This window comes from Sphingomonas jaspsi DSM 18422, from assembly GCF_000585415.1.
GTDB classification, from domain to species: domain Bacteria; phylum Pseudomonadota; class Alphaproteobacteria; order Sphingomonadales; family Sphingomonadaceae; genus Sphingomicrobium; species Sphingomicrobium jaspsi.
Map to the genome: position 1 here is coordinate 409,167 of NZ_KK073876.1, position 25,979 is coordinate 435,145.

Here is a 25,979-nt window from a genome sequence, read left to right on the forward strand (position 1 = left end):
GTTAACGGACACTTAGCTACTTCGGGAAACAGCAGGGAGAAGCGGTCGTGGGTAAAGACAAGCGCAGCGAGACGGAATGGCAGGCCACGCTTTCCCCGGAACAGTATCGCATCCTGCGCCAGGCGGGGACCGAGCCGCCGTTCACCGGCGCGTTGCTCAATAACAAGGCCAAGGGCAAGTACGTCTGCGGTGCCTGCGGCGAGCCGCTGTTCGACAGCGATACCAAATATGACAGCGGGTCGGGATGGCCCAGCTTCACCGCGCCGCTGTCGGGCGACGCAGTCGAAGAGCATATGGACGACAGCCACGGGATGCGCCGGGTCGAGGTGCGTTGCGCCAAGTGTGAGGGTCACCTCGGCCATGTTTTCCCCGACGGCCCGGGCGCGAACGGCCTGCGCTATTGCATCAACAGCGCTTCGCTCGGCTTCGACCAGGCGGATAAGGACCTCGACGAAGGCTGAATGCGCCGCTTGTTCGTGAAGCGCTAAGGCAATAGGACATTGGTTCGATGGCCAGCGCTTCACCATCCCGTTTTCGGGCAATCCTCGTCACCGCGTTCAAATGGATCCTTGGGATCGGCCTTTTGTCGATCGTCGGGCTGGCGGTGGCGGTCGCGGTCGCGGTCACCCAGTTGCCCGACTATCGCGAACTGACGCGACGTTCCGACCTCGGCCAGATGATCCGTGTCCGAGCCGCGGACGGCAGCCTGCTCGTGTCGATGGGGCCCAGCTTCGGGCGCTGGCTACCGTACGCCGAAATCCCGCAGACGATGCGCACCGCCATGATTTCGGTCGAGGACAAGCGCTTCCGCAGCCACGTCGGCGTCGACCCGATCGGCATGGCGCGGTCGGTGAAGGTCCGCATCGAAGAGGGGCATTGGAAGCAGGGCGGCTCGACGATCACCCAGCAGCTGGCGCGCAATATCTTCCTGACCAACAGCAAGACCTTCGGACGCAAGTTCAAGGAAGGCGTGCTGGCGCTCGCACTGGAATCCAAATTTTCGAAGGACCAGATTCTCGAGCTTTACCTCAACCGCGTCTACTTCGGCGGCGGGGCCTATGGTATCGACGCGGCCAGCCGGACCTTTTTCGGTCATGGAGCCGATCACCTTAGCCTTAGCGAGGCGGCGATTATCGCCGGACTGGTCAAGGCGCCGTCAAATTATTCGCCGACCGCCGACGTCCAGGCTGCTCGGGGCCGCGCGCGTGTTGTCCTCGATCAGATGGTCCAGAACGGCTTCGTTACCGCCGATGCCGCGGCGCGGACCGATCCCGCCACGGTGCGCATCCAGCCGACGCCGAAACAGAATAGCGCCCGCTATTTCACCGACTGGGCGCTGCCGCAGCTCGACACGTTGATCGAGGAAACGAGCGAGCCGATCGACGTTTGGACGACGCTGGACCCGGGCATGCAGTCGGCCGCCGATCGTGCGGTCAACGCCTACACGCCGGCCGGCGCACAAGGCGCGCTGGTGTCGATCGACCGCGATGGCGCGGTCCGCGCAATGGTCGGCGGCCGAGATTATGTCAGCAGCATCTACAATCGCGCGACCCAGGCACAGCGCCAGCCGGGCTCGTCGTGGAAACTGTTCGTCTATCTGGCCGCGCTCGAATCGGGGATGAAGCCCGAAGACACGGTGGTCGACGAACCCGTCACCATCGACGGCTGGACCCCGCGCAATAGCACCCGCACCTATGCCGGGTCGGTCAGCCTGCGCGAAGCCTTCGCCCGGTCGATCAACACGATCAGCGCCAAGATCGGCGATGCTCTCGGCTTCGGCACGATCGCCGACATGGCGCGTCGTTTTGGCATAACCGCCAATATTTCCACCTATCCGTCGATGGTCCTAGGCACGACCGACGTCCGCCTGATCGAGATGACTCGCGCGTTCGCCTCCGTGCAAAGCGGGGGGATCAGCGTCATGCCCTATGCCATCCGCAAGGTGGTGACGGCAGATGGCCGCCTGCTCTACCAGCATCAGAACAGCGAACAGCGGGTGCTCGTCGCGCCGTGGGTCGCCGCCGAAATGACCGACCTGCTGCAGACCGCAGTGATGTCCGGCACCGGCCGCGCAGCGCAGATCGGCCGGCCGGTCGCGGGCAAGACCGGCACCACGACGTCGAACAAGGACGGCTGGTTCATCGGTTTTTCGAGCGGCCTCACCACCGGCGTGTGGATGGGCCGCGACGACGCGAAGCCGATCGCCGGGTTGCAGGGCGGTACGGCGCCGGCGCGCGCATTCTCGGACTTCATGAAAATCGCCGTCGCCAAGCGCCCGGTCGAACAATTCCAGACCGAAGCGCCGATCCCCGACTGGCAGCTGGAGCCGGACGAGGAAGCGTGGGGATCAAACGAGGTCGGCTATGAGCCGATGGTCGACGCAGACGGTAATCCGGTCGGCCAAGGCACCAATCCCAACAATTTCGAACGGCAGGCCGAACAGCCCGCGCAGGTCGACCAGCAATGGCTCGACGAGGTGCTGGACCGCAATCAGCCCTCGCGCCAGGTCCCGCCGCCGTCGAACCGTCAGCCGGCGACCGACCCGCGCACTACGCAGCCGTCAGACCGGTCGACCGATCCGCTTCAGCCGCGCCCCTAAGGCACGCAGGCGGAGTCGCGCGCTGGCGACGTCGCCATCGAACAAGGCGGCCTCGAGCGCCTTGAACTGGGGTCCGTGATTCATGTGTCGGCGATGGGCGACCTCGTGCGCCACGACCCAGTCGAAGACATCGGGCGGGGCCATGATCAGCCGCCAGTTGTAACGAATGGCGCCGCTCGCCGAGCAGCTTCCCCAGCGGCTTCGCGTATCGCCGATCGACACTTTGCTGACACTGATGCCCGCTCGGTCCGCAACGGCGGCCGTACGTTCGATCGCACGCTGGCGCGCAAGCTCTTTGAGGAAACGCTCCAACCGGCCGGGCAGCGATTCAATGGGGCCGCCGCACAGCAATGCGCCGCCGATCCGCTGCGGTCGGCGCGGCGCGGACGGATCCCAGCGAATCACAAGATCTTCGCCTTCGATCGGAATGACGCTACCAGGCTCGAACGGAATGACCGGTGCGACGGTCGCAATCTGACTCTTGGCCCACTCGCGCTGTTGCTCAGCCCACGCCAGCGCGGAACGGCGGCTCATGCGCCGCGGATGGGTGAGGACCAGCCGGCCACGCCCCTCGTCGAGGCGCAGGCGCATGCTTTTCGAATTTTCCATTGCCCGGACTTCGACCGGCCACGGGAGGCCAGCGACCTCGGTGAGATCAGAGCGGCCGGTCGACAAGATGATATTCCAGCTCGCCCGCGTCGATCTCTGAAATGGTCCAGCCGCGGGTCGATTGGCCGGCTTCATGCACCGTCTCGCGACTGCCCGAGATGAGGTAGTGCCAGTCGAACAGCGGCTTGCCCTCCCATCGCAGGCGATAGGCGCAGGTGGTCGGCAGCCATTCCAGTTCGTCTAGCTTGGCCGGATCGAGCTTCACGCAATCGGCCACCAGCGTCTTGCGCCGTGCATAGTCGGTGCACCGGCCGTTGCGGCGATCCAGCAGCTTGCATGCGACGTTGGTCGGAAACAGCTGCCCGGTATCTTCATCCTCCAGCTTGTGCAGGCAGCAGCGGCCGCAGCCGTCGCACAGCGCTTCCCATTCCCCCCGGTCGAGGGTTTCCAAGGGCTTTTCCCAAAAGGGTTTTGCGCTATTCATGCCACGGCCAGCCTTGCGGTGGCACAGGTCGAAGATCAAGCGGAGATGGGGTGAAGCGATGCGGCGATGGATGAAACTGGCGACGGCAGCGGCCCTGGCCGCGGGCAGCGTCCCGGTCGTTGCCCAACAACTTAACCAGTCCGATGGAGAACGCCTCCTTGAAGCCGTAGCAAAGTCGGATGGCGGGACGGCGGTACAGATTATCGAGGCGCCCGGATCGCGCGCCGTCAATTACCGCGGCTATCAAGGCGACACCGCGCTCCATATCGTGACGCGCCAGCGTAACCTGACCTGGGTCAAATATCTGCTTGGTCGCAATGCCGATCCCAACATCGGCGATCGCAATGGCGATACCGCCCTGATCCTCGCTGCACGCATCGGCTTTCCGGAAGCGGTCGAATATATGACGGCGGTCGGTGCCAATCTCGACGCGGCGAACCGTCAGGGTGAAACGGCGCTGATCGTCGCCGTGCAGCAGCGACAGCCCAAGATCGTGCAGCTTCTGCTTCAGGCGGGTGCGGATCCGGACAAGCCGGACCATGCCGCAGGCCTCAGCGCGCGCGACTATGCCAAGCGCGACAGTCGCAATCCCGACCTGTTGAAACTGATCGAGACGATCAAGTCGACCAAGAAAAAATCGGTCGCAGGGCCAAAGCTTTAGATCGAATCGCCAAGGCTCGGATCGATCTGGCTCGACAGTCGCCGCGCAGCGCGGCGGGCGAAGCGCAGGGTTTCGGCCTTTCGACGAGCGGGCGCCAGCGGGCGCGTCGACGCTTCGCGATACACCGCCGCATCGTAACGGTCGGCGATCAGCAGGCCTGCCGATTCGGGAAGAAAGCGCGCGTCATCCAAAATCGGCGCCAGCATCTGCGGCACAGCCCAGAAAAAGCGGTCGCAATAATCGAGATAGTCGGTCCACTTCTGGTCACCAAGCAAGTCGGCCTTGCTGACCTTGATCTCGACGATCGTCAGTTCACCCTTGGCACCAATCGCCATCAAGTCTGCGCGCCTGCCGTTAGGCAACGGCACTTCGCACATCGCGAACAGGTCGTGCCTGCAGAATAGGCGCGTGACGCCGCGCGCAACCTCGGCCGCAATCGGGGGGCCGTCGATAAAACAGTCGGGAATCGGGTTGCTCGCCATCGCGCGAGCCTAGAACAAAAGGAGACCACCGAAAAGGCGGTCTCAGACGATCAGCGATAAAAGACGTGGTTGCCGACCGTGCTGACCCGGGTGAGGTGCCAGCCCGGCGAGACCCGACGCGCGTGGAAGAACAGCGCCTTGCCGACCGGCGAAGGCTTCAGGTCCTGGTCGACGATCTTGGCGATCGCGACGGCGTTGCGATACTGCAGGCCGGCCTTGTTGATGTAAGGCATCGAGCCGCCGCGAACGAAGCTGAACTGGCTGCGCTGATAGACGACGCCGCAATAGCTCGACGGGAAACGGCCGGACGACGCGCGGTTGGCAATGACATGCCCCACCGCCAGCTGGCCCTGCAGGCTTTCGCTCTTCGATTCGAAGTAGATGGCGCCGGCGAGACATTCGAGCTCGCGGCTACCAGCGCTGCTGGCGCGCAATTCCGCAACCATATCGGCAAGCGAATCGCTGCGATCGACGGTCTGCGCGGCTTGTTCGTCGCTATCCTTGTCGGTCACGGCCGCCGGAGCGGCTTCCTGAACGGGCAGCTGCACGACCGCCGCGGTGACCGGGAGTTGTCCTGAACCTTCTTGAATCAGCGGCTCTGCCGAATCCCGAACCTGGGCCGGTGCGACCGACGATGCGGTCAAGGTAGCTGCCACCAGAAGGGCGGACCGAAGCGACACGAACATTCAAACCATTTCAAAGGCGGTGAACCAACCGGTCGGCGAGGGATGCGCCAAATGGCGCGCTCGCCTAGGGTGATTCCCCGACTGCGTGGCATCTCCGATCGGATGGTCGACCTGTTGCGGATGCCCCCCGCGTTTTCGTTGGTTTTGCTGTTTCGAAATGGTTCCGCGGGGTCAACCAATGGCGGCCAAATCCACGATGAATCGTTCCGGGTGCGGGATGTCCAGTTCAATTAACCAGACATCTTCGTCGAATTTAACGCGCTTTCGCGCCCATTCCGAGACCTCTGAAGAAGGCGAATCCTCGCCTGGACCAGACCGCGCCCAGCGATAATCGCCGGTCAATTGGAGCTGCCGCTCGAGGCACGCCATGTGCTTGCCGCGGTCGGTGATGATCAGGATGACGGCGCCACGTTGGGGGTCGCCCTTGCGCAGGACCGCACCGAATCCGCCGGCCTGTTGCGCCTGCCTGATAAGGCTGTCGGCCTCGATCGACGGCGTCAGACGGGCGTCGCTCAATTTCTCAGGCCGCGTCGCGTTCTTCGGCGTGCATCAGCACGGCGGCCATCGCATCGCGGCTGCGCGCACCGCGCAGCTTTTCGATGGTGGGGGCGGAGCGAACGAGGCGACTGACCGCAGCCAGGGCCTTGAGATGCTCGGCGCCGGCGTCGGGCGGCGACAACAGCAGGAAAACCAAGTCAATCGGCGCGCCGTCAATCGCCTTGTAATCGAGCGGCTGGGCGAGGCGTGCGACCAGCGCATAAACCTTGTCCAGCTGCGCAAGCTTGCCATGCGGGATGGCGACGCCGCCGCCGAAACCCGTCGACCCCAACCGTTCACGCTCGGCGATGGCGTCGGCGATTTCGGACGGATCGATCGCCAGGCGTGCCGCTGCGATCTGGGCGACCTGGTTAAGCAGCTGGCGCTTGTTGCCTGCACTAAGGTCGAGCCGAATGGCGTCGAAATCGAGGAATTCGTTGATCTGCATTTGACGGAACTTCGAAAAATCTGGGCGCGAAAACGGCGCTTTCTGCGGTGACGTTGCGCGCCCGTTACCAGAACAGGGGGACGGTTGTCACTTGCGAGACGGTTCGACCCAGCCGATGGTTCCGTCGTCCCGGCGATAGACCATGTTGAAGTCGCCGGTCTTGGGATTGCGGAACATCAGTGCGTTGGTGTTTCGCAGGTCCAGCATCATCACCGCGTCCGACACGCTTGCCTCGGGGATGTCGACCCGCGTTTCCGCGATGATCGCAGGTGCCGGCGGCGCCGGCTCCTCTTCCGACGGTGGCGGGGCGAACACGGTATAGGCCGCATTGTCGTCGACGCCGATGTCATCGTCGCTGCCGCGTCGTTCGCGCAAGCGGCTGATGTAGCGTTTCAGCTGGCGCTCGATCTTGTCTGCAGCGCCTTCAAACGCGACATGCGCATCGCTGGCGCGATTGGAAGACTTCAGCACCATGCCTTGCGACACCGGCGCAACGATGTCGCAGGTGAAGTCGTCATATGGCCCGCGGCCGAAGGTGACGTTCGCGCCGATCGCCCGCGAAAAATATTTTCCGGTCATTGTCGACAGTCGGTCGGACACATGGGTGCGAAGCGATTCACCGGTTTCGACCTGATGACCTGCGACCCTGATTTCCATGTTGTCGTTCCTTTCCTGCTTCGGACGGGTCGAGGCCGACACCACGGCCCATCCCATCACTTCAACAGGTGGGGGCGAGAAAAGGCTCCCACAAGGGATTGGTCATCGACGCGACGAAGGCGCGATGCCGTTCGATTTCCTCGGCCGTCGCGTGATGCGGTCTGGGTTCCCGCCGCACCCGCTCCACCGCGACGCTAACCGTCTCGAGCGCTACGGCCGCCGCGGTCATGCCCGTCAGGCCAAGGCCGATCTGACGGCCGCCCGTCAGCTCGATGTAGACCTGTGCCAGCAGCTGGGCGTCGAGCAACGCGCCATGCTTGACTCGTTGCGAACGATCGACGCCGAAACGGGTGCAAAGTGCGTCGAGGCTATGTTTCGCGCCCGGATGCTTCGACCGAGCCAACACCAGGGTATCGACCATCCGCGTCATGCAGACCGTCGGGCGGCCGCACATCGCCAGTTCGTTGTTGAGGAAGCCGAAGTCGAACGAGGCATTGTGCGCGACCAGCGGCGAATCGCCGATGAATTCGAGCAGCTCTTCCACCTTGTCGGCGAACCGCGGCTTGTCGCTCAGGAATATGTCGCTGAGGCCGTGGACGGCCTCCGCCTCGCTCGGCATCGAGCGGTCGGGATTGAAATAGGCGTGGAAATGACGGCCCGTTTCGACTCGTCCGATCATTTCGATGCAGCCGATTTCGACCAGCCGGTCACCGCCCGCGGGCGACAGGCCCGTGGTTTCCGTATCGAAAATAATCTCACGCATGAGTCGTCTTAAACACCCGTCTTGAGATCGAGACAAGCAAGGATGCGCTGCACCTGGGCGCGGGTGGCCTCCAGCGGACCGGACGTATCGATTACGAAGTCGGCCCTCGCCCGTTTATCGGCGTCGGGAAGCTGCCGCGAGAGGATATGCTCCATCTTTGCCTGCGTCATTCCCGGCCGGGCGAGCACCCGTTCGCGCTGCAGGGCTGCCGGCGCGCTGACGACGATGACATGGTCGAAGGCCGCGTCGCCCCTTGTTTCGAACAATAGCGGGATGTCGAACAGCAGGGCCGGCGCATTGCCATGTTCGACAATGAACCGCGTGCGTTCATGGTGGACGGCAGGGTGGACGATCGCTTCGAGCGCCGCCAGCTCGTCGGGATCGTGGAGTACAGCGGCCGACAAGGCGTCGCGGTCGACCGCACCTTGCTTGGTCGTCCCCGGGAACCGTGCTTCGATGAGGGGGACGAGGCGGCCACCCGGCCCCTGAAGTGCGCGAACGGTTGCATCGGCATCGAACACCGGGATGCCGGCGTCGGCGAACATCGCCGCAACCGTCGATTTCCCCATCCCGATCGATCCGGTGAGCGCGAGGCTTTTCATGCCTGCAGCTTTTGCCAGAGGATGGCGTCGCGGTCACGCGGCGCATCCACGCCGAAGAACAGCTTGAAGCTGGTAGCGGCCTGTCCAACCAGCATGTCGAGCCCGTTTGCGACCTTCAAACCGCGACGCCGCGCCTGTTGCACCAGGGGCGTTTCGACCGGATCGGTGATCATATCGAACACCCAGCCGCTGGTCGGCAATTGGGATAAGTCGCAGTCAAGGCAATCCATGCCGTTCATCCCGAGCGGCGTCGCGTTGATCACTCCGCTGCCACCGATGGGCGCGTCCATCGGCGCGGGTTGGACATCCAGACCGAATTCGACCGCCAGCTTCATGGCTGCAGCCATATCCCGCGCCTGGATGCGAACCGCGGTCAGCCCCACCAGCTTCAGCGCGACGAGTGCGGCTCGCGCCGCGCCGCCGTTGCCGAGCAATGTAACCCCGGCCATCGATGCGCCGTCCCGCTGCAGCCTGGCCAGAATGTCGGCGATGGCGCCGACGTCGGTATTGGCCGCGACGATCTTCCCGTCCCGCGGCAGCAGGACGTTAGCCGCGCCCGCGGCAACTGCCCGGTCGGTCGCGTCATCCGCCAGCCCGAGCGCATCGAGCTTGAGCGGCATGGTGACGTTGCTGCCCTTCCAGTCGACGTCCGCCCGTCGCTGCGCGACATAATCGGCCAGATCGGCACGCGGCACCCGACGCCTGCCGTAGCGAGCGTCGATCCCCAGCTGGTCGAGCCAGAATTGGTGGATCAGCGGCGAGCGACTATGGTCGATCGGGTCGCCAATCACTTCGGCATATGACGTCATGACATCATCAGCCCGCGCTCGCGCAGCGCGCCGAGGAGCGGCAGCAGCGGCATGCCAAGGATGGCGAAATGATCGCCGTCGACCTTTTCGAACAGGGTTACGCCGCGCGCTTCCATCCGAAAGACGCCCACGCAGTAGCTGACGGCGGGCCATTCGGCGGCGAGATAGGCATCGATGAAGCTGGAGCTCAGCGGGCGTACGTAGAGCTTGGCCGTTTCGGCATGGCTCCATTCGACCTTGCCATCCTTCGCCAGAGCGACGGCACTCGACAACAGCATCAGCTGGCCGGAAAATGCGCGAAGGTGCGTTGCGGCTTCATCGCGGTTCCGCGGCTTGGAATAGCGCGTCCCATTGACGGTCACCGTGCTGTCGCTGCCGATCACCCAATCGTCGGGCCCGTGCGCGATCGACGATGCTTTTCCTTCCGCCAGGCGCATGGCGAGACTGGCGCCGTCGCCGACATGCTTTTGCTTGACGACGTCTTCGTCGAAATCCGGGCTTCCCACACGATAGTCCACGCCGGCCTGGTCCAGCATGGCGCGACGGATCTCGCTTTTGCTGGCCAGAATCAACGACATCGTACCCCCGGTGCAAAAGGCTGTGAAAAAACCGCTGCGACTCCCTAGCGCGAAAGCGTGAATCCCCCAACGCCTGCCGATTCAACCGAGCCACGAGTCCGGGATTCGAGAGTCGGTCCACAGGGAATGAATCTGATCCACAGCCTGTGAATCATGGGAGAGTCGCGATGCGACTCGCGCTGACTCCACGAGTCGCGTTGAATCGAGTCCTGTTGGCAAAGCGTGGAGGCGGCCTTAAACCCCGCGCTCAAGCGACCAACTAATCACTTCAATCTTTGAATCTATAAATATTAGGGAGAATAGAGGGGTGAGCCCGAGCGAGGATCAAGGCGCCATAATGGCCGATAAGCCCCTGCTTTCCGTTCTCCGGGGCGAGCGGCGCGACCCGCCGCCGATGTGGCTCATGCGACAGGCCGGTCGCTATCTGCCCGAATATCGCGCCCTCCGCGCGACCAAGGGCGGCTTCCTCGACATGGCGTACGATCCTGAGGCCGCGGCGGAAATCACCCTGCAACCGCTGCGCCGCTTCCCGTTCGACGGTGCCATCCTGTTTTCCGACATCCTGATCGTGCCGCATGCGATCGGCCAGGACCTGACCTTCGTCGCCGGGGAAGGCCCGCGGCTCGCACCCCCGCTCGCCGATGCCTCGCTGGACGGCCTGCAACCGGTGCTGCAGCGCCTCGAGCCGATCTGGGCGACCGTGCGTAGGGTGAAGGCCGCGCTGGCCCCTGAGACCACGTTTCTCGGCTTTGCGGGCAGTCCGTGGACCGTCGCGACCTATATGGTCGCCGGGCAGGGCAGCCGCGAACAGGCCGAGGCGCGGCAGTTGGCCTATCTCGACCCGGGCAAGTTCGACGCCATCATCCGCCGGATCGAAGCGGTGACCCTCGATTACCTCACCGGGCAAGTCGAAGCGGGTGTCGATGCCGTGCAGTTGTTTGACAGTTGGGCTGGTAGCCTCGCCCCGTCCGAGTTCGAACGCTGGGTGATCGAACCAACCGCGCGCATCATCGAGGCTTTCCGCGCCCGTCATCCGGAAACACCGGTTATCGGGTTCCCAAAGGGCGCTGGCGGCAAGCTAAGGGCCTATGCTGCTGAGACTGGCGCCGATGCGGTCGGTCTCGATGAAACGGTCGATCCGCACTGGGCAGCGCGCGAATTGCCGCAGGGCCTTCCCGTCCAGGGCAATCTCGACCCGTTGGCGCTAATCGCCGGCGGCGCCACCCTGGAAGCAGCAGTGAAGCGCATCCTTGACGCCTTCGCCGACCGGCCCCACATCTTCAACCTGGGGCACGGGATCCAGCAGACGACGCCGATCGCCCATGTCGAGGAGCTTGTCCGCTTGGTGAAGGGCCGCTGATGCAGTTTCTGGCCGATTGGCAGGGATTTCTCGGTGCCGCTTACCTGTGGGTGAAGGCGGCGCACGTTACCTTCGTGATCTTCTGGATCGCCGGCCTGTTCATCGTCCCGCGCTATTACATCCACCATCAGGCGACGACGCCCGGATCGGCCGAAGACCGCGCCTGGATCGAACGCGAGGACAAGGCCCGCACGATCATCCTTACCCCGGCGATGATCATCGTCTGGGTGCTTGGGCTTATGCTCGGCGTTCACCTCGGTGCGTTCGGCCAACACTGGTTCAGCGCCAAGCTGCTGCTGGTGACGATCCTGACCGGCTACCAGGGCTGGATCACCAGTTACGGTCGCAAATTGTCCAAGGGCCACCGCGAGCAGAATGACAAGCGGTTGCGGATCATGAACGAGCTGCCGGGCATGCTGACCGCCCTGATCGTCGTGCTGGTCATCGTCCGACCCTTCTAAACCCGTTGACTTCCCCTAGGCGTCGGACTTAAGCGCCTTTCTCAAGACGGCTGCATCGGCCCGACTTCCTTTGCCGGTGTTTTCCAAAGACCGTCGCACCTTTTGCGTGGCGTCCTGCCGCGTACCTTTTTTCCCAAGTTCGTTTCTCGAAAGACTACCCATGCACCTCAAGGACCTCAAAAAGAAATCTCCCGCCGACCTCGTTGCCATGGCCGAGGAAATGGGCGTCGAGGGCGCGTCGACGATGCGCAAGCAGGACCTGATGTTCTCGATCCTGAAGGTCCGCGCCGAAAACGGTGCCGAGATCATGGGCCAAGGTACGATCGAGGTGCTGAACGACGGCTTCGGCTTCCTCCGCAGTCCGGAAGCCAACTATCTCGCCGGTCCCGACGACATTTACGTCGCGCCGAACGTCGTGCGGAAGTTCGGCCTGCGCACCGGCGACACGGTCGAAGGTGAAATCCGCGCGCCCAAGGACGGCGAACGCTATTTCGCGCTGACCAAGGTCAGCCAGATCAATTACGACGAGCCCGACGCGGTTCGCCATCGCGTCAATTTCGACAACCTCACGCCGCTCTATCCGGACAGCAAGCTTCGCCTCGACACGCTCGATCCGACCATTAAGGACAAGAGCGCGCGGGTGATCGACATCGTCGCGCCGCTCGGCAAGGGCCAGCGTGCGCTGATCGTCGCGCCACCGCGCACCGGCAAGACCGTGCTGCTGCAGAACATCGCCCGCGCCATCACCGACAATAATCCGGAAGTTTTCCTGATCGTCCTGCTGATCGACGAGCGTCCGGAAGAAGTCACCGACATGCAGCGCAGCGTGAACGGCGAGGTCGTCAGCTCGACCTTCGACGAACCCGCTTCGCGCCACGTTCAGGTCGCCGAAATGGTCATCGAAAAGGCCAAGCGCCTGGTCGAGCACAAGAAGGACGTCGTCATCCTGCTCGACAGCATTACGCGACTCGGCCGCGCCTATAACACTGTCGTCCCCTCGTCGGGCAAGGTGCTGACCGGCGGCGTCGACGCCAACGCGCTGCAGCGCCCGAAGCGCTTCTTCGGTGCCGCGCGTAACATCGAGGAAGGCGGCTCGCTCTCGATCATCGCCACTGCGCTGATCGACACGGGATCGAAGATGGACGAAGTCATTTTCGAAGAGTTCAAGGGCACCGGCAACAGCGAAATCGTCCTCGACCGCAAGGTCAGCGACAAGCGCATCTTCCCGTCGCTCGACGTCGGCAAGTCCGGCACCCGCAAGGAAGAACTGCTGGTCGACCAGGCGACCCTGTCGAAGATGTGGGTCCTGCGCCGCATCCTGATGCAGATGGGCACCGTCGACGCGATGCAGTTCCTGCTCGACAAGATGAAGGACGCCAAGTCCAACGAAGACTTCTTCGCCAGCATGAACCAGTAAGGCGTCCACCCAGGTGCCGGCTTTTCCCACGCTCAACTTCTCGTCGGTCTTAACGCCCAGCGGGATGAGCCAACTTGGTCAGATCATCATCGGCGACCTGACCATGGCGGGCGACAATGTCGTAATCATGGGATCGCTGGCATCCGGCCTGCCCGATCGCCAGCGGCGCAAGGTTCTGATGCTCGGCGTCGGCATGGCGCTGATCTTCCTGATCACGTTCGCCTTGCTTGCGACCCAGCTGCTCAAGATCACCGGCCTGGTGTTCGCGGGCGGCCTCCTGCTGCTCTGGGTCGCCTACAACATGTTCCGGGAACTGCACCCGGCCAAGGTGGTGATTGCCGACGATCCCGATACGGCCGAGGTAGAGGGACCGCCCGCGACGAAGAGCTTCTTTCAGGCAGCGGTAGCGATCACGGTCGCCGACCTCAGCATGAGCCTCGACAACGTGCTGCTGGTCGCCTCGATCGCGCGCGAAAATCCCTCGCTGCTTTTCATCGGCCTGACCTTTTCAGTGCTGTTCATGGGTTTTGCCGCAAATTATGTCGCACGCCTGATCCAGCGCTATCACTGGATCAACTACATCGGCCTCGTCGTCATCCTCTACGTCGCGGTGACGATGATCGTCGAAGGCTGGAACGGCGGCGAACATGTGCTTGGCCTGCGAAGCCTGTTTGGCCTCTGACCGGCTAAAAGGGCTGGATTCCGGCGTCGTTTGACCCCAAGTGAGCGGCGAGGGCGCCTGATCACAGGGGTATGATATGATCGACATGTTGGCGGCTACGTTGGCCGCCCAAGCCGCTTCGCTCGGCAGCCCGGCCGAGATCTGGTCGGCCATCATTCAGGACTTTTCGAATATCGGCCAGCCGGGAGCAATGGCTGCCTTTCTGCAGGTGCTGCTGATCGACCTGGTTCTGGCCGGTGACAATGCCATCGTCGTCGGCGCCTTGGCTGCGGGCCTTCCCGCGGAACAACGCCGCAAGGTGATCCTCATCGGCGTCGTGGCCGCCCTGGTGTTGCGGATCCTGTTCGCGCTGGTCGTATCGCAGCTGTTGCAGGTCGTCGGCCTCGTGCTGGCGGGCGGGTTGCTGCTACTGTGGGTGGCATGGAAGATGTGGCGCGAGCTGCACCATGGCGGCGAAAGCGCGGGGTCGCCCGAAGTCACCGGTGACGAACATAGCGGTGTCCGCCCGGCGCGAAGCTTCGCCAGCGCGGCTTGGGCCGTTGCCGTCGCGGATGTCAGCATGAGCCTCGACAATGTCCTCGCCGTCGCCGGCGCGTCGCGCGAGCATCCCGGGATCCTGATCGTCGGGCTTATCTTCGCCGTGGCACTGATGGGCGTCGCCGCCAACATCATCGCCCGTTACATCGAGCGCTATCGCTGGATTGCCTATATCGGCTTGGCGGTAATCGTCTGGGTCGCGGCGAAAATGATCCATGACGGGTGGGTCGACCCGCACGTCGGCGTCGGCACCCTGTTCGGCTGATGCCTCCCACTGAGGCCGCCGATACGATCGTCGCGCTGTCGAGCGGTCGCCCGCCGGCCGGTATCGGTGTCATCCGCTGCAGCGGGCCTCAGGCCTTTGCGGCGGCGCAAGCGTTGGCCGGGTCTCTTCCTGAGCCGCGGCTTGCGTCGCTGCGTCACATTCGGCGCCCGGGAAGCGACATGTTGCTCGACGAGGCGCTTGTTATCGCATTTCCGGGCCCTCGAACGGCAACCGGGGAAGATTTGGTCGAATTCCACTGCCATGGCGGAAGGGCGACGGTCGATGCCGTCCTGGCGGCGTTGGTCGAACAGCCGGGTTGCCGGATCGCGCAGCCCGGCGAATTCACCCGTCGGGCGCTCGTCAACGGACGCATCGACCTTACCGAAGCGGAAGGTTTGGCCGATCTGTTGGCCGCGGAGACGGAGGTACAGCGACGATCGGCGATGGCGAGGGCCGGGGGAGCCTTTCGCCGCCGGCTGGACGAGTGGCGGGAGCGTCTCCTTGCGCTGTCGGCACAGGCCGAAGTGGCGATAGACTATGCGGATGAGGAGGATGGGGAGACCGCTCCGGACCTCCGGCCCGCGATCGCACATCTCAGACAGGAAATCGCGCTGTTGTTGACCGCACCGAGGGTCGAACCCTTGCGCGACGGCGTAAGGGTCGTGGTCGCCGGACCAACAAATGCCGGAAAATCAAGTCTTATCAACAGGATAGTAGGATATGACAAGGCGATCGTAACGCCCATCGCCGGCACGACGAGAGATGTCATCGAAATCCCGGTTTCGATTGGCGGCATTCCCTTCCTGCTGGTCGATACCGCCGGCCTTCGCGCTACGGGTGACGAGGTGGAGGCCATCGGCATCAGACGCGCGAAGGAGCAGATCGAACAGGCCGACATTTTGGTCTGGCTTGGCTCACCTTGCGAAAAGCCTGCGGGGGCAATCCAAGTAGCTAGCAAATCCGATCTGGCGCAACCCGCCGAACGCGGCGGCCTAAGACTGTCATCGGTAAGCGGCGAGGGCGTCCAGGAGCTGATTGCCGAAGTTCGTCAGCGTGCCGCTGCTTTGATGCCGAAAGGCGACGAATTGACGCTCGATCGCCGACAATTTCGTCTCCTCGGTGATGCCGAGGCGGCACTAACCCGGGCCGCCAGCCTGTCTGACGCTTTACTTGTGGCGGAGGAGCTGCGCACCGCCAGGGTGGCCATCGATGCTATCAGTGGCAGGGCTGGGGTAGAAGATCTGCTCGACTCCTTGTTTGGCAAGTTCTGCCTCGGAAAGTGAGGATTGGACGTTTCACGTGAAACATTGCCGCGCCGCTGCCGATCCGATAAATGCCGCGCCGTGTTCCATGTCATTGTCATTGGTGGAGGCCATGCTGGCGTAGAGGCTGCTGCCGCGGCGGCTCGCCGTGGTGCGCGCGTAGCGCTGGTTAGCTTCAGCCGGGACGACATTGGTCAAATGTCGTGCAACCCGTCTATCGGGGGCGTCGGTAAGGGGCACTTGGTCCGAGAGATTGACGCGCTGGGCGGCATCATGGCGGTAGCTGCCGACCGGGCGGCAATTCACCGGCGAATGTTGAACGCGTCGAAGGGTAGCGCAGTCAGAGGCCCACGCGTCCAAGCCGACCGCCGCCGGTTTCGCACGTCGGTTCAAGCGGCCCTGGCTGGGCACGGCGTCACCGTAATCGAAGGTGAGGTGTCGGGCCTGCTGATCCATGGTGCCGCCGTCGCAGGGGTAGCGCTGGCCGACGGAAACACGCTGGCTGCCCCAGCGGTGGTCCTTGCTACAGGCACGTTTCTCGGCGCCACCCTGTTCCGCGGTCTCGAACAATGGCGTGGGGGGCGTGCAGGGGCTAACGCTTCCGACCGGCTCGCAGGGCAGGTAAGGGAACTGGGGCTGGCTGCAGGCAGGCTGAAGACTGGGACGCCCCCGAGGATCGATGGTCGATCGATCGATTGGTCCGCGGTCGTGCCCCAACCCAGCGATGACACCGAATGGTCCATGTCGATGGAGTTGGCAGCAAAATCGCTTCCTCAATTGAGTTGCGCCATCACCCGAACAACCGGGCGCACACATGACGCGATCCGCGCCGGCCTGAATCATTCGCCGCTTTTTGCAGGCAGCATTGAGGGCCGGGGACCGCGCTATTGCCCGTCCATCGAAGACAAGATCGTTCGGTTCGGCGATCGGGACGGCCATCAAATCTTCCTCGAGCCGGAGGGGCTGGACGACCATCTTGTTTATCCGAACGGGATTTCGACATCCTTGTCGGCCGAGACGCAAGATGCCGTCATTCGATCCATTCCAGGCTTGGAGCGGGCGAAAGTCGTCCAGTACGGCTACGCGGTCGAATATCAATATGGTGACCCCCGCAGGCTGAGCTCGACGCTCGAACATGGTGACCTTCAAGGACTGTTTTTTGCCGGTCAGATCAATGGCACGACGGGCTATGAAGAGGCGGGCGCGCAAGGGTTGGTGGCCGGTGCTAATGCTTCAGCCGTGGGCCTTGGCCTTGATGCATTCATCCCGGATCGCGCTGAGTCCTATGTCGGCGTGATGGTCGACGACCTCACACTCCAAGGCGTGAGTGAGCCTTATCGGATGCTGACCGCTCGTTCTGAATATCGGCTTCACTTGCGCGCGGACAACGCCATCACACGCCTTGGCCCAACAGCGATTCGCCTAAGATTGCTCGATGAATATCGACAGTCACTGGTGGAAGAGCGTCTACGCCAGCACGCCGATGCTTCCGATGCCCTCGAGCAAGAAGTTTCGGCGGGGGAACTCGGCCTGCAGGGTTCGGATCGAAAGTCGCTCGCGGAGTGGGCGCGACGGGATGACGCCATAGCATTTGTCAGGTCCCGTCTGCCTGCAGGCCCCGGTGCGGAAGAGGCGCTCGATGATGCACAATATGCACCGTATCTCGAACGTCAGAGGAATGAGCACAGAAACCGGCAGCGCGACTCAATGGCAATAATAGGGAGCGACTTCGATTATGAGGCCGTGCCGGGCTTATCCAACGAAATGAAGGAACGGCTCCGAGCGTCTCGGCCGTCGAACCTAGACCAGGCATCGCGTCTGGCCGGCATTACGCCTGCCGCATTGTCCGCACTACACTTTGCGCTCGTCCGTTCGGCAGCATGATCGATCGACTTGATGCCCTGTCGGGACGAACTGTTCCACGTGAAACATTGGAGAAAATTCAGCTGTTCGTGGCGATGCTTCTCGAGGAAAACGCCAAGCAGAATTTGATAAGTTCTAAGACCGTCGAACAGGTCTGGGAACGCCATATCTACGACGCCGCGCAGCTCGTCACGCATTCCACACCAAGCGAGCGTTGGTGCGACATCGGATCGGGACCCGGCCTTCCGGGCGTCATCATCGCCATTCTCGGCAGCCCCATTATGTTGATAGAGCCGCGCCGTTTGCGCGTAGAGTTTCTGTCGCGCGTAGTGGAAGCGCTCGACCTGCAATCGGCAGCCATATTCCACGGGAAGGCGGAGCGCTGCGCCGAAACGTTCGACGTGATAACCGCCCGCGCAGTGGCGGCGCTACCGAAACTGTTCGGGCTTGCATCCCATTTGGCACACAGCGGGACGAAATGGGTACTCCCCAAGGGCCAAAGCGCCAAATCGGAACTGGATGACGCGCGCCGAACATGGCAGGGTGTGTTCGAACTGGTTCCGAGCATGACCAGCCCCGACGCATCGATCGTGATCGCGCAGGGGGTGAAGCCGAGGGGGGAACGATGATCCGCGTCGCCGTGGCCAATCAAAAGGGCGGGGTCGGGAAGACCACCACCGCGATCAACTTGGCGACGGCGTTGGCAGCGATCGGTTGGCGGGTATTGCTGATCGACCTCGACCCCCAGGGCAACGCGTCGACCGGGCTTGGTGTCCCTCAATCCGCGCGCGAGCGATCCAGCTATGACGTGTTGATCGGCGAGGCCACGCTTTTACAAGCTGCGGTGGAAACCAAGGTGCCGCGCCTCGACCTCGTGCCGGCCACGGTCGATCTGTCGGGTGCCGAGGTCGAAATGGTCTCGATGGATGACCGGACGCACCGGCTTTCCCAAGCGTTCGACGAGGCACCTGAGGGGCGGTGGGATATCTGCCTGCTAGACTGCCCGCCGTCGCTCGGTCTCCTCACGGTCAACGCGCTAGTGGCTTCGCGCCAGCTCCTGGTGCCGCTGCAGTGCGAGTTTTTCGCGCTGGAAGGCCTCAGCCAACTGCTACAGACCGTTGAACGGATCCGTGTCGCCTTCAATCCGGAATTGTCGATCCTCGGCGTAGCGCTCACGATGTTCGACCGGCGCAACAATTTGTCGCAGCAAGTGGCCGACGATGTTCGCGCCTGCCTTGGCAACGCGGTGTTCGATACGGTGGTACCCAGGAACGTACGCCTGTCCGAAGCGCCGAGTCATGGGCTCCCCGCCCTGATATACGACCTGAAATGCCCGGGCAGCGAGGCCTATCTGAAACTCGCACGGGAAATCATGGCGCGCCTGCCGCGCGTCGAAGCAGAGGCAGCATGAAGAAACCCAGTGGGTTGGGCAGGGGCCTAAGCGCCCTGATCGACGAAACGGTTCGCGCTCCAAAAGATCAAGCGGCCGACCGCGACCAAGGAATTGTGCGCGAAATCGAAATTGGTCGCATTCGTCCCAATCCTTCGCAGCCGCGGAAACTGTTCGACGAAGCTGCCATCGCCGAGCTGGCCGAATCGATCGCGGAACGGGGTGTCCTTCAGCCAATCCTCGTGCGCGCCAGGGCGGACGGGTTCGAAATCATCGCCGGCGAACGGCGTTGGAGGGCGGCGCAAAAGGCGCGGCTCCATAAAATCCCCGCGCTGGTCCGCGACATCGACGACGCGGCAACCGCCGAATTGGCCCTGATCGAGAATATCCAGCGCGAGGACCTTAACGCGATCGAAGAAGCCGAGGGCTATCGCCAGCTGATCCTGACCTATGGCCACACCCAGGATGCCGTTTCGAAACTGGTGGGCAAGTCGCGTAGCCACATCGCCAACCTGTTGAGATTACTCGATCTTCCGGACGACGTTCGCGAAATGTTGTTGCGAGGCGATATCAGCATGGGCCATGCCCGCGCGATTGCCAATGCGGATGATCCGACCTCGCTGGCGCGGGAGATCGTGGCGGGCGGGCTATCGGTCCGCCAGGCTGAACAGCGGGTCAAGCAGGCCAAGGCCCCGATCGAGACGAAATCGGTAAGCCGGACCGGGGCGAGCGCGGTGGATGCCGACCTGGCGGCGCTTGAGCGGCAACTTGGCGACCTGCTGGGATTGCGTGTGAAGGTCGCGCACGGCAAGTCGGGCGGGACGGTGGCACTCCACTATTCTACGCTCGACCAACTCGACATGATTTGCCAGCGGCTGAGCGGCGAGCCAATTTGACGTCAGCGTGGGCGGGCCGCTCTGGCCAGCGTAACCAGTGTTTCGCCGAGCGCCGCCTCGCTTTCGGCCATGCCGAAGATCAATTCGCGCTCGAGCGCCCCGACGCGACTGGCCGCTTCGGCGATCCGGTCGGCCGACCATGTAGACAGCAACCGCTGGACGAGCGGTTTGTCCTTCCAGAACAAAGCTTTACCGAACGACGTCATGACGGCGTCAAGCCGTTCACCGCGTTCCATCCGCGCGCGTAGCGGGGCAAGCATCAACAACCTACGCTGAAGGGCGCGGAGGATCGGAATGCTCTCCGCGCCCCCGTGGGGAAGTCGCGCCAACTCCTCGACCAGCGCATCCATTCGGCCCGCCAAAGCCAGATCGCCAAGCTTCAGCCAGTCGCCCTCTGCGCTGTCGGCACCGATGGCATCGATGGTCGCATGGTCGAGTTCGGCCGTGCGGTCGCCGCCCGCGCCGAGAAACAGCGCGAATTTTTCGAGTTCACGCTCGGCGATGGCCTGGTTGTTGTTGGCCGCCGCAGCAACGCGCTGGGCGACGTCCGGCACCATCCTGAGGCCGTGGCTGCGGCCAAGCTCGGTGATCACCCGCTCCATGTCGCGGCCTTCAGGGACGTAGGAGCAATGGGCAAGCGCAGACGGATGCGATTCTGCGAGCTTCAGCAGCGCCGACGTTTTGCGGAGCTGTCCGGCGACGGCAACGACCGCGCTCTCGCTGGCCGGCGAATCGAGCAGCGCCGTCACCCCGTCGCATATCTCGTCTCCGGCCGGTTCAATCCACAACGCCCGCGGGCCGCCGAATAGCGCCATCGCACCCGCTTCGTCGGCCAGGCTGGCCGGGTCGAGCTTGATGGCATTGCCCAGGATGATGAACTTTTCGGCGTTGCCCAACCCTTTCAGCAGCCGCAGCGCGAGCGCGCGCGATCCCGCTTCGTCGGGACCATGAAACAGGTAGAAGCGGATGGACGGCTCTGGACGGTCCAGCGCGGCGGGAAGTTGACCCTTCGCGGCCTTCATCGGCGCGGATGGGACATGAACAGGCCAAGCCGCGAGACGATCTGGTCCGCGACGACTGTGGTCAACCGCTCCTGGGCGCTATTTTCGGCAGCGACCGTCGCATATTCGCTGCTGACCACGTCGATTCCGGCATCCGACCCCGCCGTGGCATCAAGTACGACGAGCCCGCTCTTGAGATCGACCAGTTGGTAGCGTGCACGAAGCGTGCGGCGTTCGCGGGTCACTGCGCTGTCGCCACGGATCCCAAGCCCGGACAGGTCGTCGTCAAGTTCTACGTCGAGCCGATATTGGGCTGCCGAAGGCTCTCCGCCGAGCCGGTCGACCAGCGCGTTGCGCATCAGCCAGCCGTTCTTTTCAGGGATTGCCGCGACCTGGACCGCCGAAAGGGACGTTGCCACTTGGCCCGACCCCCCGCCGGCGTACATCGGCCGCAGCCCGCACCCTGCACAGCCGAGCATCGCGGCAAGCAGCAAGGGAAGGGCGGTGCTACGCATCAGGCGACGATATTGACCAAACGGTCGGGGACCACAATCACCTTGCGCGGCGGGCCGTTCAAATAGGTCTGGACCTTGGGCAGGGCGATGGCCTGCGCCTCGATTACATCCTTGGCGGCACCGCGGGGCGCCGTCAGCGTATCGCGCAGCTTGCCGTTCACCTGCACCGCGATGGTCACTTCGTCATCGACGAGAAGCGCCGGATCGTGCGCTGGCCAGGCAGCGTCGGCGATCATGCCGCCTTCACCACGGCTCTGCCATGCCTCTTCGGCCAGATGCGGTGCACCGGGCGCGACCAGTAGCAGCAAGGTGCGGATCGCTTCGTCCCGATCGGCGGAGGCTGGCGCCTTCTCGATCGCGCTGGTCAACTCGTAAAGCGCCGCGACCGACTTGTTGAATTGCAGGCCCTCGATCGCTTCGCCTACCGCAGCAACGGTACGATGGACCTTCTTGCGGAGCACCAGGTCGTCGCCGCCATTGCCTGCGGGAGCCATCGCGAGGCGCCACACGCGCTGGACGAAGCGGCTGGCACCTTCGATGCCGCCTTCCGACCATTCGAGGTCACGCTCGGGAGGGCTGTCGCTGAGCATGAACCAGCGCACCGCATCGGCGCCGTAGCGATCGAGAATCGGTTCGGGATCGACCGTATTCTTTTTCGACTTGGACATCTTCTCGACCCGGCCGCGCGACACCTCGGCGCCCGTTGCCATTTCGACCAGCACGCCTCCTTCGCGCACGTCCAACTCGACCGGGTTCAGCCAGCGACCGTCGGCGCTCTTGTAGGTTTCATGGGTGACCATGCCCTGCGTGAACAGGCCCTTGAACGGCTCCTTGAGCGAAATCTTGCCGATCCGTTCGAGCGCGCGGGTCCAGAAGCGGGCGTAGAGAAGGTGGAGGATCGCATGTTCCACGCCGCCGATATATTGGCCGACCGGCAGCCAGCTTTCCGCTTCGGCGCGGTCGAACGGTCTGTCGTCGGGCTGGCTGGCGAAGCGGATGAAATACCAGCTTGAATCGACGAAGGTGTCGAGCGTGTCGGTTTCGCGGCGCGCGGGCCTGCCGCACGTCGGGCAATCGACCTTGCCCCAGGTCGGATGGCGATCGAGCGGGTTGCCGGGGATGTCGAAGCTGACGTCGTCGGGCAGCACGACCGGCAACTGGTCCTTCGGCACGCCGACCGGGCCGCAGCCCTCGCAGTGGATGACCGGGATCGGAGTGCCCCAATAGCGCTGGCGGCTGACGCCCCAGTCGCGCAGGCGGTACTGGGTCTTGCCCTGGCCCCAGCCTGCCGTCTCGGCGCGGTTGATAACCTCGGCCTTGGCGGCCTCGCTGGTCATGCCGTCGAGGAACTGCGAATTGACGGCGACGCCATAGTCAGTTTCGGCTTCGACCACCGGGTCCGACTCGCCGGACGGATTGGCAGCGACCACGCGGCGGATCGGCAGGCCATATTTTGTCGCGAATTCGAAATCGCGCACATCGTGGGCGGGCACGCCGTAGAGCGCGCCGGTACCGTAATCCATCAGCACGAAATTGGCGATCCAGACGGGCAGGCGCCAATCGGGATCGAACGGGTGGACGACTTCCAGCCCGGTATCGAAGCCCAGCTTCTCGGCCGTCTCGATCTCCGCCGCGCTGGTGCCGCCGGCGCGTGCCTTGGCGATGAAATCGGCGACCTCGGGCCGTTCGGCGGCAAGCGCTTCGGCGATCGGATGGCCGGGCGATATGGCGACGAAGCTGGCACCGAAAATGGTATCCGGCCGGGTGGTGAAGACTTCGATATCGCACGCCCCGCCGCCCGGCGGCGTATCGGCCAGGCGGAAACAGAACTGCATCCCGCGGCTTTTGCCGATCCAGTTTTCCTGCATTAGCCGGACCTTGTCAGGCCACTGGTCGAGCGTGCCGAGGCCGTCGAGCAGTTCCTCCGCGAAGTCGGTGATCTTGAGGAACCACTGACTCAATTTCTTGCGCTCGACGGTGGCGCCGGACCGCCAGCCCTTTCCGTCGATCACCTGCTCATTGGCCAGCACGGTCATGTCGACCGGGTCCCAGTTGACCTCGCTTTCCTTGCGATAGACGAGGCCGGCTTCCATCAGGTCGAGGAACAGCGCCTGCTCCTGACCGTAATAGTCGGGTTCGCAGGTGGCGAGCTCGCGGCTCCAGTCCAGCGCGAAGCCGATCCGCTTCAGCTGCTGGCGCATGGTGGCGATATTGTCGCGCGTCCAGCTGCCGGGATGAACCTTCTGTTCCATCGCCGCATTTTCGGCCGGCATGCCGAATGCGTCCCATCCCATCGGGTGGAGCACCTCGAACCCCTGCATACGCCTATAACGGGCGAGCACGTCGCCCATGGTGTAGTTGCGGACATGGCCCATGTGGATGCGTCCCGAGGGATAGGGAAACATCTCGAGCACGTAAGACTTGGGCTTGGGGCTCGACGAATCGGCCTCAAAAGTCTTGGCGTCCGCCCAACGCTGCTGCCAGCGCCGGTCGGCAACCGCCGGATCGAAGCGGTCGGTCATTTGATCAAGCCTTAGCCGCCGACAGTGGTGCGGCGCAGGTCGCGGGCGCGGGTGAGGATGATGTCCTCAAGCTTTTGCACCGTCGCAGCCGATACGGGCGCGTCGACCCACTGTCCGCCTTGGTTGACCTGGCGGCTGGCGGCAACCTTGAGCGCATCGGCGCGCAGGTCCTGGTCGGTGATCGACACGGTCAGCTTGACCCGTTCGCCGGGGGTGCGCGGATTGGTGTACCAGTCGGTGACAAGGACGCCGCCGTTGCTGTCGGCCGTCACCAGCGGGGCAAAGCCGAGCGTGTCGACGGCCGCGCGCCACAGATAGCTGTTGACGCCGATCATCGTCATTTTCGACGGGGCCAGCTCGGTCGGGATATTCTTGTCCTTCGAACAGCCGGTGAGCGCGGTGCCCATGGCGGCCATCGCGGCAATGGTAAGGGTCAGACGGGACATGGTTGCTCTCGTTACAAGAAGTGTGGTCGACAGGCGTTATAGATGCTGCACGCGCCTCGGCAAGCGTCGCAATGCCTGTCGTCGAATGTTTCATTTGTGGACTTCGGGCAACAGGGCGGTGGCGAATCGCGCAGAGTCATGGAACTGTCAGCCTCGTCGAACTATGTAAGGTCAGGAACAGGAGTGTTTTTGCGTGCGTAGCAGGGACGACATGATAGCTCGGAAGACGGCGTTCGCGCTGGCGGCCGCTGCGCTCGTCCTCGTTCCGTCGATCGGCCTGGCGGCTGCCGGGCAGGATCGTCCGGCCGCTATCTCCTTGAATTTCGACAAGGTTTCGAGCTTCACGCCGGCGATGGCAGATCCCCGGCTGGCGGCGATGTTCGCCAATCGCTCGCTCAACGAATTCCGCTTCACCCCGGCTGCGGCCAAGGGTCGGCCGTCGCAGGTGCGAGTCGCGGTCCGCGGCGGAACGGGCATGCCGACCCCGGCACGTCCGGTCGAAGTTGCGGTGGCAAGTGCGCCGACGGCGCTGGCCCCGACCAATTACAATCTCGGCGCGTCGGTCGGCTGGCGCCGACTCGCGGTGGCTGGCGATGTCAGCCGCACGCGCAGCATCGATCCGACGATCGGCACGCGCGAAACTGCGGTGGTGGGTGTCAGCTACGATCTCAAGAAGCTGACCGGTCGCGTCGCCTTCTCCGGCGAACGCAACGACAGCCAGATCGCTCGCCTGTCGCGGCCGGACAGCGTGGCCGTCGATGTCGGCGCCAGCTACAACATCAGCCGCAATATCGCGGTGAACGGCGGCGTTCGCTACAAGATCGAACGCGACCAGATTCCGGCGCTGGCCGAAGACCGGCGCGACGACAAGGCCGTTTACGTCGGCACTGCCGTCAAGTTCTGATCCAGCAATCGATACCGGCGTAGCCGTGGAAGGGGCGTCCTAGGGCGTGCCACCGCCACTCGTTCATCCCGCCGAGCGCGATCGCAGTCGTTCCTGCGATGCGCGCCAACCGCTTCGCCTCGGCTGAGCCAAGCGCCTGCCCGTCGGGATGCGACGAGGTCGGAAAGATGGGAGATACCAACACAAGGTCTGCGCTGATCCGGCGAGCGAGTCGCGCTTCGCTTTCGTCATGCACCGGAAAACTTCGCGGCATGAGGCCGCAAGCCCCCGCTGGCCGGTGGACAAGCTCTGCGCCGATCAGCCGTGCCAAACCGACGTCTCCCGCGACGCCAAGTACAAGACCGCGCCGCTTGGCGATCGACCCCACCTTCAGCGCCAGTCTCAGGCGTGCCGCGCGATCCAGCGTGTCGTGACGAACGATCACCCCGCTACCGCGCGGCAGCGCGCGCAATGCGGACCATAGGGCAGCACCCATTCTCTCGTCGGTCATCAGCCAACGTTTGGGCCACGTTCGGACAGGGGGTTGGCGGCGGGGCATCGCCT

30 protein-coding genes are annotated in these 25,979 nt (G+C 63.7%); 14 read left to right on the plus strand and 16 right to left on the minus strand.

From position 1 onward, the window contains the following. Window positions 1-47: 47 nt before the first annotated feature. On the plus strand, window positions 48-461 hold the full coding sequence (msrB, locus tag G570_RS02095; protein WP_037498643.1) for a peptide-methionine (R)-S-oxide reductase MsrB: 414 nt from the start codon (window positions 48-50) through the stop codon (window positions 459-461). 47 nt (window positions 462-508) lie between these two features. Next, window positions 509-2,599 carry a transglycosylase domain-containing protein gene (locus G570_RS02100; RefSeq protein ID WP_051503945.1) on the plus strand — a complete coding sequence of 697 codons (2,091 nt, stop codon included), beginning with the start codon at window positions 509-511 and terminating at the stop codon, window positions 2,597-2,599. Here G570_RS02100 and G570_RS02105 read toward each other — a convergent pair. Both G570_RS02105 and G570_RS02110 read right to left on the minus strand, forming a co-directional pair. After that, window positions 2,561-3,190 (minus strand): M48 family metallopeptidase, encoded by a 630-nt coding sequence (locus G570_RS02105; protein ID WP_169731721.1) that lies wholly within the window; start codon window positions 3,188-3,190, stop codon window positions 2,561-2,563. The two genes, G570_RS02100 and G570_RS02105, sit on opposite strands and share 39 nt — an antisense overlap. Before the next feature lie 64 nt (window positions 3,191-3,254). Continuing rightward, window positions 3,255-3,692 (minus strand): YcgN family cysteine cluster protein, encoded by a 438-nt coding sequence (locus G570_RS02110; RefSeq protein WP_037503414.1) that lies wholly within the window; start codon window positions 3,690-3,692, stop codon window positions 3,255-3,257. A gap of 58 nt (window positions 3,693-3,750) precedes the next feature. On the opposite strand from G570_RS02110, the gene G570_RS02115 reads away from it, so the two are divergent. Continuing rightward, window positions 3,751-4,353 (plus strand): ankyrin repeat domain-containing protein, encoded by a 603-nt coding sequence (locus G570_RS02115; RefSeq protein WP_037498646.1) that lies wholly within the window; start codon window positions 3,751-3,753, stop codon window positions 4,351-4,353. On the opposite strand, the gene G570_RS02120 is transcribed toward G570_RS02115, so the two are convergent. The 9 genes from G570_RS02120 to G570_RS02160 all read right to left on the minus strand — a co-directional run bounded on the left by G570_RS02120 (window position 4,350) and on the right by G570_RS02160 (window position 9,915). After that, window positions 4,350-4,835 (minus strand): MmcB family DNA repair protein, encoded by a 486-nt coding sequence (locus G570_RS02120; protein WP_037498649.1) that lies wholly within the window; start codon window positions 4,833-4,835, stop codon window positions 4,350-4,352. The genes G570_RS02115 and G570_RS02120 overlap by 4 nt on opposite strands. A 50-nt stretch (window positions 4,836-4,885) precedes the next feature. Continuing rightward, window positions 4,886-5,491: a cell wall hydrolase gene (locus G570_RS02125; protein ID WP_245600244.1), complete on the minus strand. Its 606-nt coding sequence runs from the start codon at window positions 5,489-5,491 to the stop codon at window positions 4,886-4,888. Between the two features lie 201 nt (window positions 5,492-5,692). Then, window positions 5,693-6,037, minus strand: a complete 345-nt coding sequence (locus G570_RS02130) for a DUF1491 family protein (RefSeq protein ID WP_037498654.1) — start codon at window positions 6,035-6,037, stop codon at window positions 5,693-5,695. A 4-nt stretch (window positions 6,038-6,041) separates the two neighbouring features. After that, complete coding sequence (locus tag G570_RS02135) at window positions 6,042-6,506, minus strand: PTS sugar transporter subunit IIA (protein WP_037498655.1); 465 nt, start codon at window positions 6,504-6,506, stop codon at window positions 6,042-6,044. Between the two features lie 87 nt (window positions 6,507-6,593). Beyond that, window positions 6,594-7,163 (minus strand): ribosome hibernation-promoting factor, HPF/YfiA family, encoded by a 570-nt coding sequence (hpf, locus tag G570_RS02140; RefSeq protein WP_037503417.1) that lies wholly within the window; start codon window positions 7,161-7,163, stop codon window positions 6,594-6,596. 61 nt (window positions 7,164-7,224) lie between these two features. Continuing rightward, window positions 7,225-7,926, minus strand: a complete 702-nt coding sequence (gene dnaQ / locus G570_RS02145) for a DNA polymerase III subunit epsilon (protein ID WP_037498658.1) — start codon at window positions 7,924-7,926, stop codon at window positions 7,225-7,227. 8 nt (window positions 7,927-7,934) lie between these two features. Then, window positions 7,935-8,528, minus strand: a complete 594-nt coding sequence (gene coaE, locus G570_RS02150) for a dephospho-CoA kinase (protein WP_037498660.1) — start codon at window positions 8,526-8,528, stop codon at window positions 7,935-7,937. Beyond that, complete coding sequence (locus G570_RS02155) at window positions 8,525-9,337, minus strand: shikimate dehydrogenase family protein (protein WP_037498662.1); 813 nt, start codon at window positions 9,335-9,337, stop codon at window positions 8,525-8,527. Before G570_RS02155 ends, coaE begins: the two co-directional genes overlap by 4 nt. Next, window positions 9,334-9,915: a Maf family protein gene (locus G570_RS02160; protein WP_037498664.1), complete on the minus strand. Its 582-nt coding sequence runs from the start codon at window positions 9,913-9,915 to the stop codon at window positions 9,334-9,336. The genes G570_RS02155 and G570_RS02160 overlap by 4 nt, the downstream gene beginning before the upstream one ends. 337 nt (window positions 9,916-10,252) lie before the next feature. Between G570_RS02160 and hemE the strand changes: the two genes are divergently transcribed. The 10 genes from hemE to G570_RS02210 all read left to right on the plus strand — a co-directional run bounded on the left by hemE (window position 10,253) and on the right by G570_RS02210 (window position 20,048). Continuing rightward, entirely contained in the window at window positions 10,253-11,275 is a 1,023-nt protein-coding gene (hemE, locus tag G570_RS02165) for a uroporphyrinogen decarboxylase (RefSeq protein ID WP_037498666.1), read from the plus strand. Then, the gene (locus G570_RS02170) at window positions 11,275-11,736 is read left to right on the plus strand and encodes a CopD family protein (RefSeq protein ID WP_037498669.1); all 462 of its coding nucleotides are present in this window, start codon (window positions 11,275-11,277) and stop codon (window positions 11,734-11,736) included. The genes hemE and G570_RS02170 overlap by 1 nt, the downstream gene beginning before the upstream one ends. Before the next feature lie 160 nt (window positions 11,737-11,896). Further along, complete coding sequence (rho, locus tag G570_RS02175; protein ID WP_037498672.1) at window positions 11,897-13,153, plus strand: transcription termination factor Rho; 1,257 nt, start codon at window positions 11,897-11,899, stop codon at window positions 13,151-13,153. Window positions 13,154-13,217: 64 nt separating this feature from the next. After that, window positions 13,218-13,835, plus strand: coding sequence for a YjbE family putative metal transport protein (locus G570_RS02180; protein ID WP_051503946.1), 618 nt, complete (start codon window positions 13,218-13,220; stop codon window positions 13,833-13,835). 76 nt (window positions 13,836-13,911) lie between these two features. Continuing rightward, window positions 13,912-14,637 carry a YjbE family putative metal transport protein gene (locus G570_RS02185; protein ID WP_037498678.1) on the plus strand — a complete coding sequence of 242 codons (726 nt, stop codon included), beginning with the start codon at window positions 13,912-13,914 and terminating at the stop codon, window positions 14,635-14,637. Then, complete coding sequence (gene mnmE / locus G570_RS02190; protein ID WP_037498681.1) at window positions 14,637-15,920, plus strand: tRNA uridine-5-carboxymethylaminomethyl(34) synthesis GTPase MnmE; 1,284 nt, start codon at window positions 14,637-14,639, stop codon at window positions 15,918-15,920. Before G570_RS02185 ends, mnmE begins: the two co-directional genes overlap by 1 nt. A 60-nt stretch (window positions 15,921-15,980) precedes the next feature. Next, window positions 15,981-17,783, plus strand: coding sequence for a tRNA uridine-5-carboxymethylaminomethyl(34) synthesis enzyme MnmG (mnmG, locus tag G570_RS02195; protein WP_037498684.1), 1,803 nt, complete (start codon window positions 15,981-15,983; stop codon window positions 17,781-17,783). After that, window positions 17,780-18,391, plus strand: a complete 612-nt coding sequence (rsmG, locus tag G570_RS02200; protein ID WP_051503947.1) for a 16S rRNA (guanine(527)-N(7))-methyltransferase RsmG — start codon at window positions 17,780-17,782, stop codon at window positions 18,389-18,391. The genes mnmG and rsmG overlap by 4 nt, the downstream gene beginning before the upstream one ends. Then, entirely contained in the window at window positions 18,388-19,173 is a 786-nt protein-coding gene (locus G570_RS02205; RefSeq protein WP_037498687.1) for a ParA family protein, read from the plus strand. The genes rsmG and G570_RS02205 overlap by 4 nt, the downstream gene beginning before the upstream one ends. Beyond that, complete coding sequence (locus G570_RS02210; protein ID WP_037498691.1) at window positions 19,170-20,048, plus strand: ParB/RepB/Spo0J family partition protein; 879 nt, start codon at window positions 19,170-19,172, stop codon at window positions 20,046-20,048. Before G570_RS02205 ends, G570_RS02210 begins: the two co-directional genes overlap by 4 nt. A 2-nt stretch (window positions 20,049-20,050) precedes the next feature. On the opposite strand, the gene holA is transcribed toward G570_RS02210, so the two are convergent. The 4 genes from holA to G570_RS02230 are packed head-to-tail and all read right to left on the minus strand — an operon-like array spanning window position 20,051 to window position 24,502. Beyond that, window positions 20,051-21,070: a DNA polymerase III subunit delta gene (gene holA / locus G570_RS02215; protein WP_037498693.1), complete on the minus strand. Its 1,020-nt coding sequence runs from the start codon at window positions 21,068-21,070 to the stop codon at window positions 20,051-20,053. Further along, a complete protein-coding gene (gene lptE, locus G570_RS02220; protein WP_037498696.1) occupies window positions 21,067-21,564 on the minus strand; it encodes an LPS assembly lipoprotein LptE in 498 nt (165 codons plus the stop codon). Before lptE ends, holA begins: the two co-directional genes overlap by 4 nt. Next, window positions 21,564-24,086, minus strand: coding sequence for a leucine--tRNA ligase (gene leuS, locus G570_RS02225; protein ID WP_037498699.1), 2,523 nt, complete (start codon window positions 24,084-24,086; stop codon window positions 21,564-21,566). Before leuS ends, lptE begins: the two co-directional genes overlap by 1 nt. An 11-nt stretch (window positions 24,087-24,097) precedes the next feature. Then, window positions 24,098-24,502, minus strand: coding sequence for a DUF3576 domain-containing protein (locus G570_RS02230; protein WP_051503948.1), 405 nt, complete (start codon window positions 24,500-24,502; stop codon window positions 24,098-24,100). Between the two features lie 241 nt (window positions 24,503-24,743). On the opposite strand from G570_RS02230, the gene G570_RS02235 reads away from it, so the two are divergent. Then, window positions 24,744-25,436, plus strand: a complete 693-nt coding sequence (locus G570_RS02235; protein ID WP_037498707.1) for a porin — start codon at window positions 24,744-24,746, stop codon at window positions 25,434-25,436. On the opposite strand, the gene G570_RS02240 is transcribed toward G570_RS02235, so the two are convergent. Continuing rightward, the gene (locus tag G570_RS02240) at window positions 25,426-25,926 is read right to left on the minus strand and encodes a thiamine phosphate synthase (protein ID WP_051503949.1); all 501 of its coding nucleotides are present in this window, start codon (window positions 25,924-25,926) and stop codon (window positions 25,426-25,428) included. The genes G570_RS02235 and G570_RS02240 overlap by 11 nt on opposite strands. Window positions 25,927-25,979 lie beyond the last annotated feature (53 nt).

Bases quoted from the DNA above. Each gene is read 5' to 3' on its own strand.
- dnaQ (WP_037498658.1), bottom strand. From the start codon at position 7,926: ATGCGTGAGATTATTTTCGATACGGAAACCACGGGCCTGTCGCCCGCG.
- G570_RS02205 (WP_037498687.1), top strand. From the start codon at position 18,388: ATGATCCGCGTCGCCGTGGCCAATCAAAAGGGCGGGGTCGGGAAGACC.
- rho (WP_037498672.1), top strand. From the start codon at position 11,897: ATGCACCTCAAGGACCTCAAAAAGAAATCTCCCGCCGACCTCGTTGCC.
- G570_RS02180 (WP_051503946.1), top strand. From the start codon at position 13,218: ATGAGCCAACTTGGTCAGATCATCATCGGCGACCTGACCATGGCGGGC.
- G570_RS02135 (WP_037498655.1), bottom strand. From the start codon at position 6,506: ATGCAGATCAACGAATTCCTCGATTTCGACGCCATTCGGCTCGACCTT.
- hemE (WP_037498666.1), top strand. From the start codon at position 10,253: ATGGCCGATAAGCCCCTGCTTTCCGTTCTCCGGGGCGAGCGGCGCGAC.
- leuS (WP_037498699.1), bottom strand. From the start codon at position 24,086: ATGACCGACCGCTTCGATCCGGCGGTTGCCGACCGGCGCTGGCAGCAG.
- G570_RS02105 (WP_169731721.1), bottom strand. From the start codon at position 3,190: ATGCGCCTGCGCCTCGACGAGGGGCGTGGCCGGCTGGTCCTCACCCAT.
- lptE (WP_037498696.1), bottom strand. From the start codon at position 21,564: ATGCGTAGCACCGCCCTTCCCTTGCTGCTTGCCGCGATGCTCGGCTGT.
- G570_RS02170 (WP_037498669.1), top strand. From the start codon at position 11,275: ATGCAGTTTCTGGCCGATTGGCAGGGATTTCTCGGTGCCGCTTACCTG.
- G570_RS02160 (WP_037498664.1), bottom strand. From the start codon at position 9,915: ATGTCGTTGATTCTGGCCAGCAAAAGCGAGATCCGTCGCGCCATGCTG.
- G570_RS02155 (WP_037498662.1), bottom strand. From the start codon at position 9,337: ATGACGTCATATGCCGAAGTGATTGGCGACCCGATCGACCATAGTCGC.
- holA (WP_037498693.1), bottom strand. From the start codon at position 21,070: ATGAAGGCCGCGAAGGGTCAACTTCCCGCCGCGCTGGACCGTCCAGAG.
- G570_RS02240 (WP_051503949.1), bottom strand. From the start codon at position 25,926: ATGACCGACGAGAGAATGGGTGCTGCCCTATGGTCCGCATTGCGCGCG.
- coaE (WP_037498660.1), bottom strand. From the start codon at position 8,528: ATGAAAAGCCTCGCGCTCACCGGATCGATCGGGATGGGGAAATCGACG.
- rsmG (WP_051503947.1), top strand. From the start codon at position 17,780: ATGATCGATCGACTTGATGCCCTGTCGGGACGAACTGTTCCACGTGAA.
- G570_RS02210 (WP_037498691.1), top strand. From the start codon at position 19,170: ATGAAGAAACCCAGTGGGTTGGGCAGGGGCCTAAGCGCCCTGATCGAC.
- G570_RS02110 (WP_037503414.1), bottom strand. From the start codon at position 3,692: ATGAATAGCGCAAAACCCTTTTGGGAAAAGCCCTTGGAAACCCTCGAC.
- G570_RS02235 (WP_037498707.1), top strand. From the start codon at position 24,744: ATGATAGCTCGGAAGACGGCGTTCGCGCTGGCGGCCGCTGCGCTCGTC.
- G570_RS02100 (WP_051503945.1), top strand. From the start codon at position 509: ATGGCCAGCGCTTCACCATCCCGTTTTCGGGCAATCCTCGTCACCGCG.
- G570_RS02230 (WP_051503948.1), bottom strand. From the start codon at position 24,502: ATGGCCGCCATGGGCACCGCGCTCACCGGCTGTTCGAAGGACAAGAAT.
- G570_RS02185 (WP_037498678.1), top strand. From the start codon at position 13,912: ATGATCGACATGTTGGCGGCTACGTTGGCCGCCCAAGCCGCTTCGCTC.
- mnmE (WP_037498681.1), top strand. From the start codon at position 14,637: ATGCCTCCCACTGAGGCCGCCGATACGATCGTCGCGCTGTCGAGCGGT.
- hpf (WP_037503417.1), bottom strand. From the start codon at position 7,163: ATGGAAATCAGGGTCGCAGGTCATCAGGTCGAAACCGGTGAATCGCTT.
- G570_RS02120 (WP_037498649.1), bottom strand. From the start codon at position 4,835: ATGGCGAGCAACCCGATTCCCGACTGTTTTATCGACGGCCCCCCGATT.
- G570_RS02115 (WP_037498646.1), top strand. From the start codon at position 3,751: ATGCGGCGATGGATGAAACTGGCGACGGCAGCGGCCCTGGCCGCGGGC.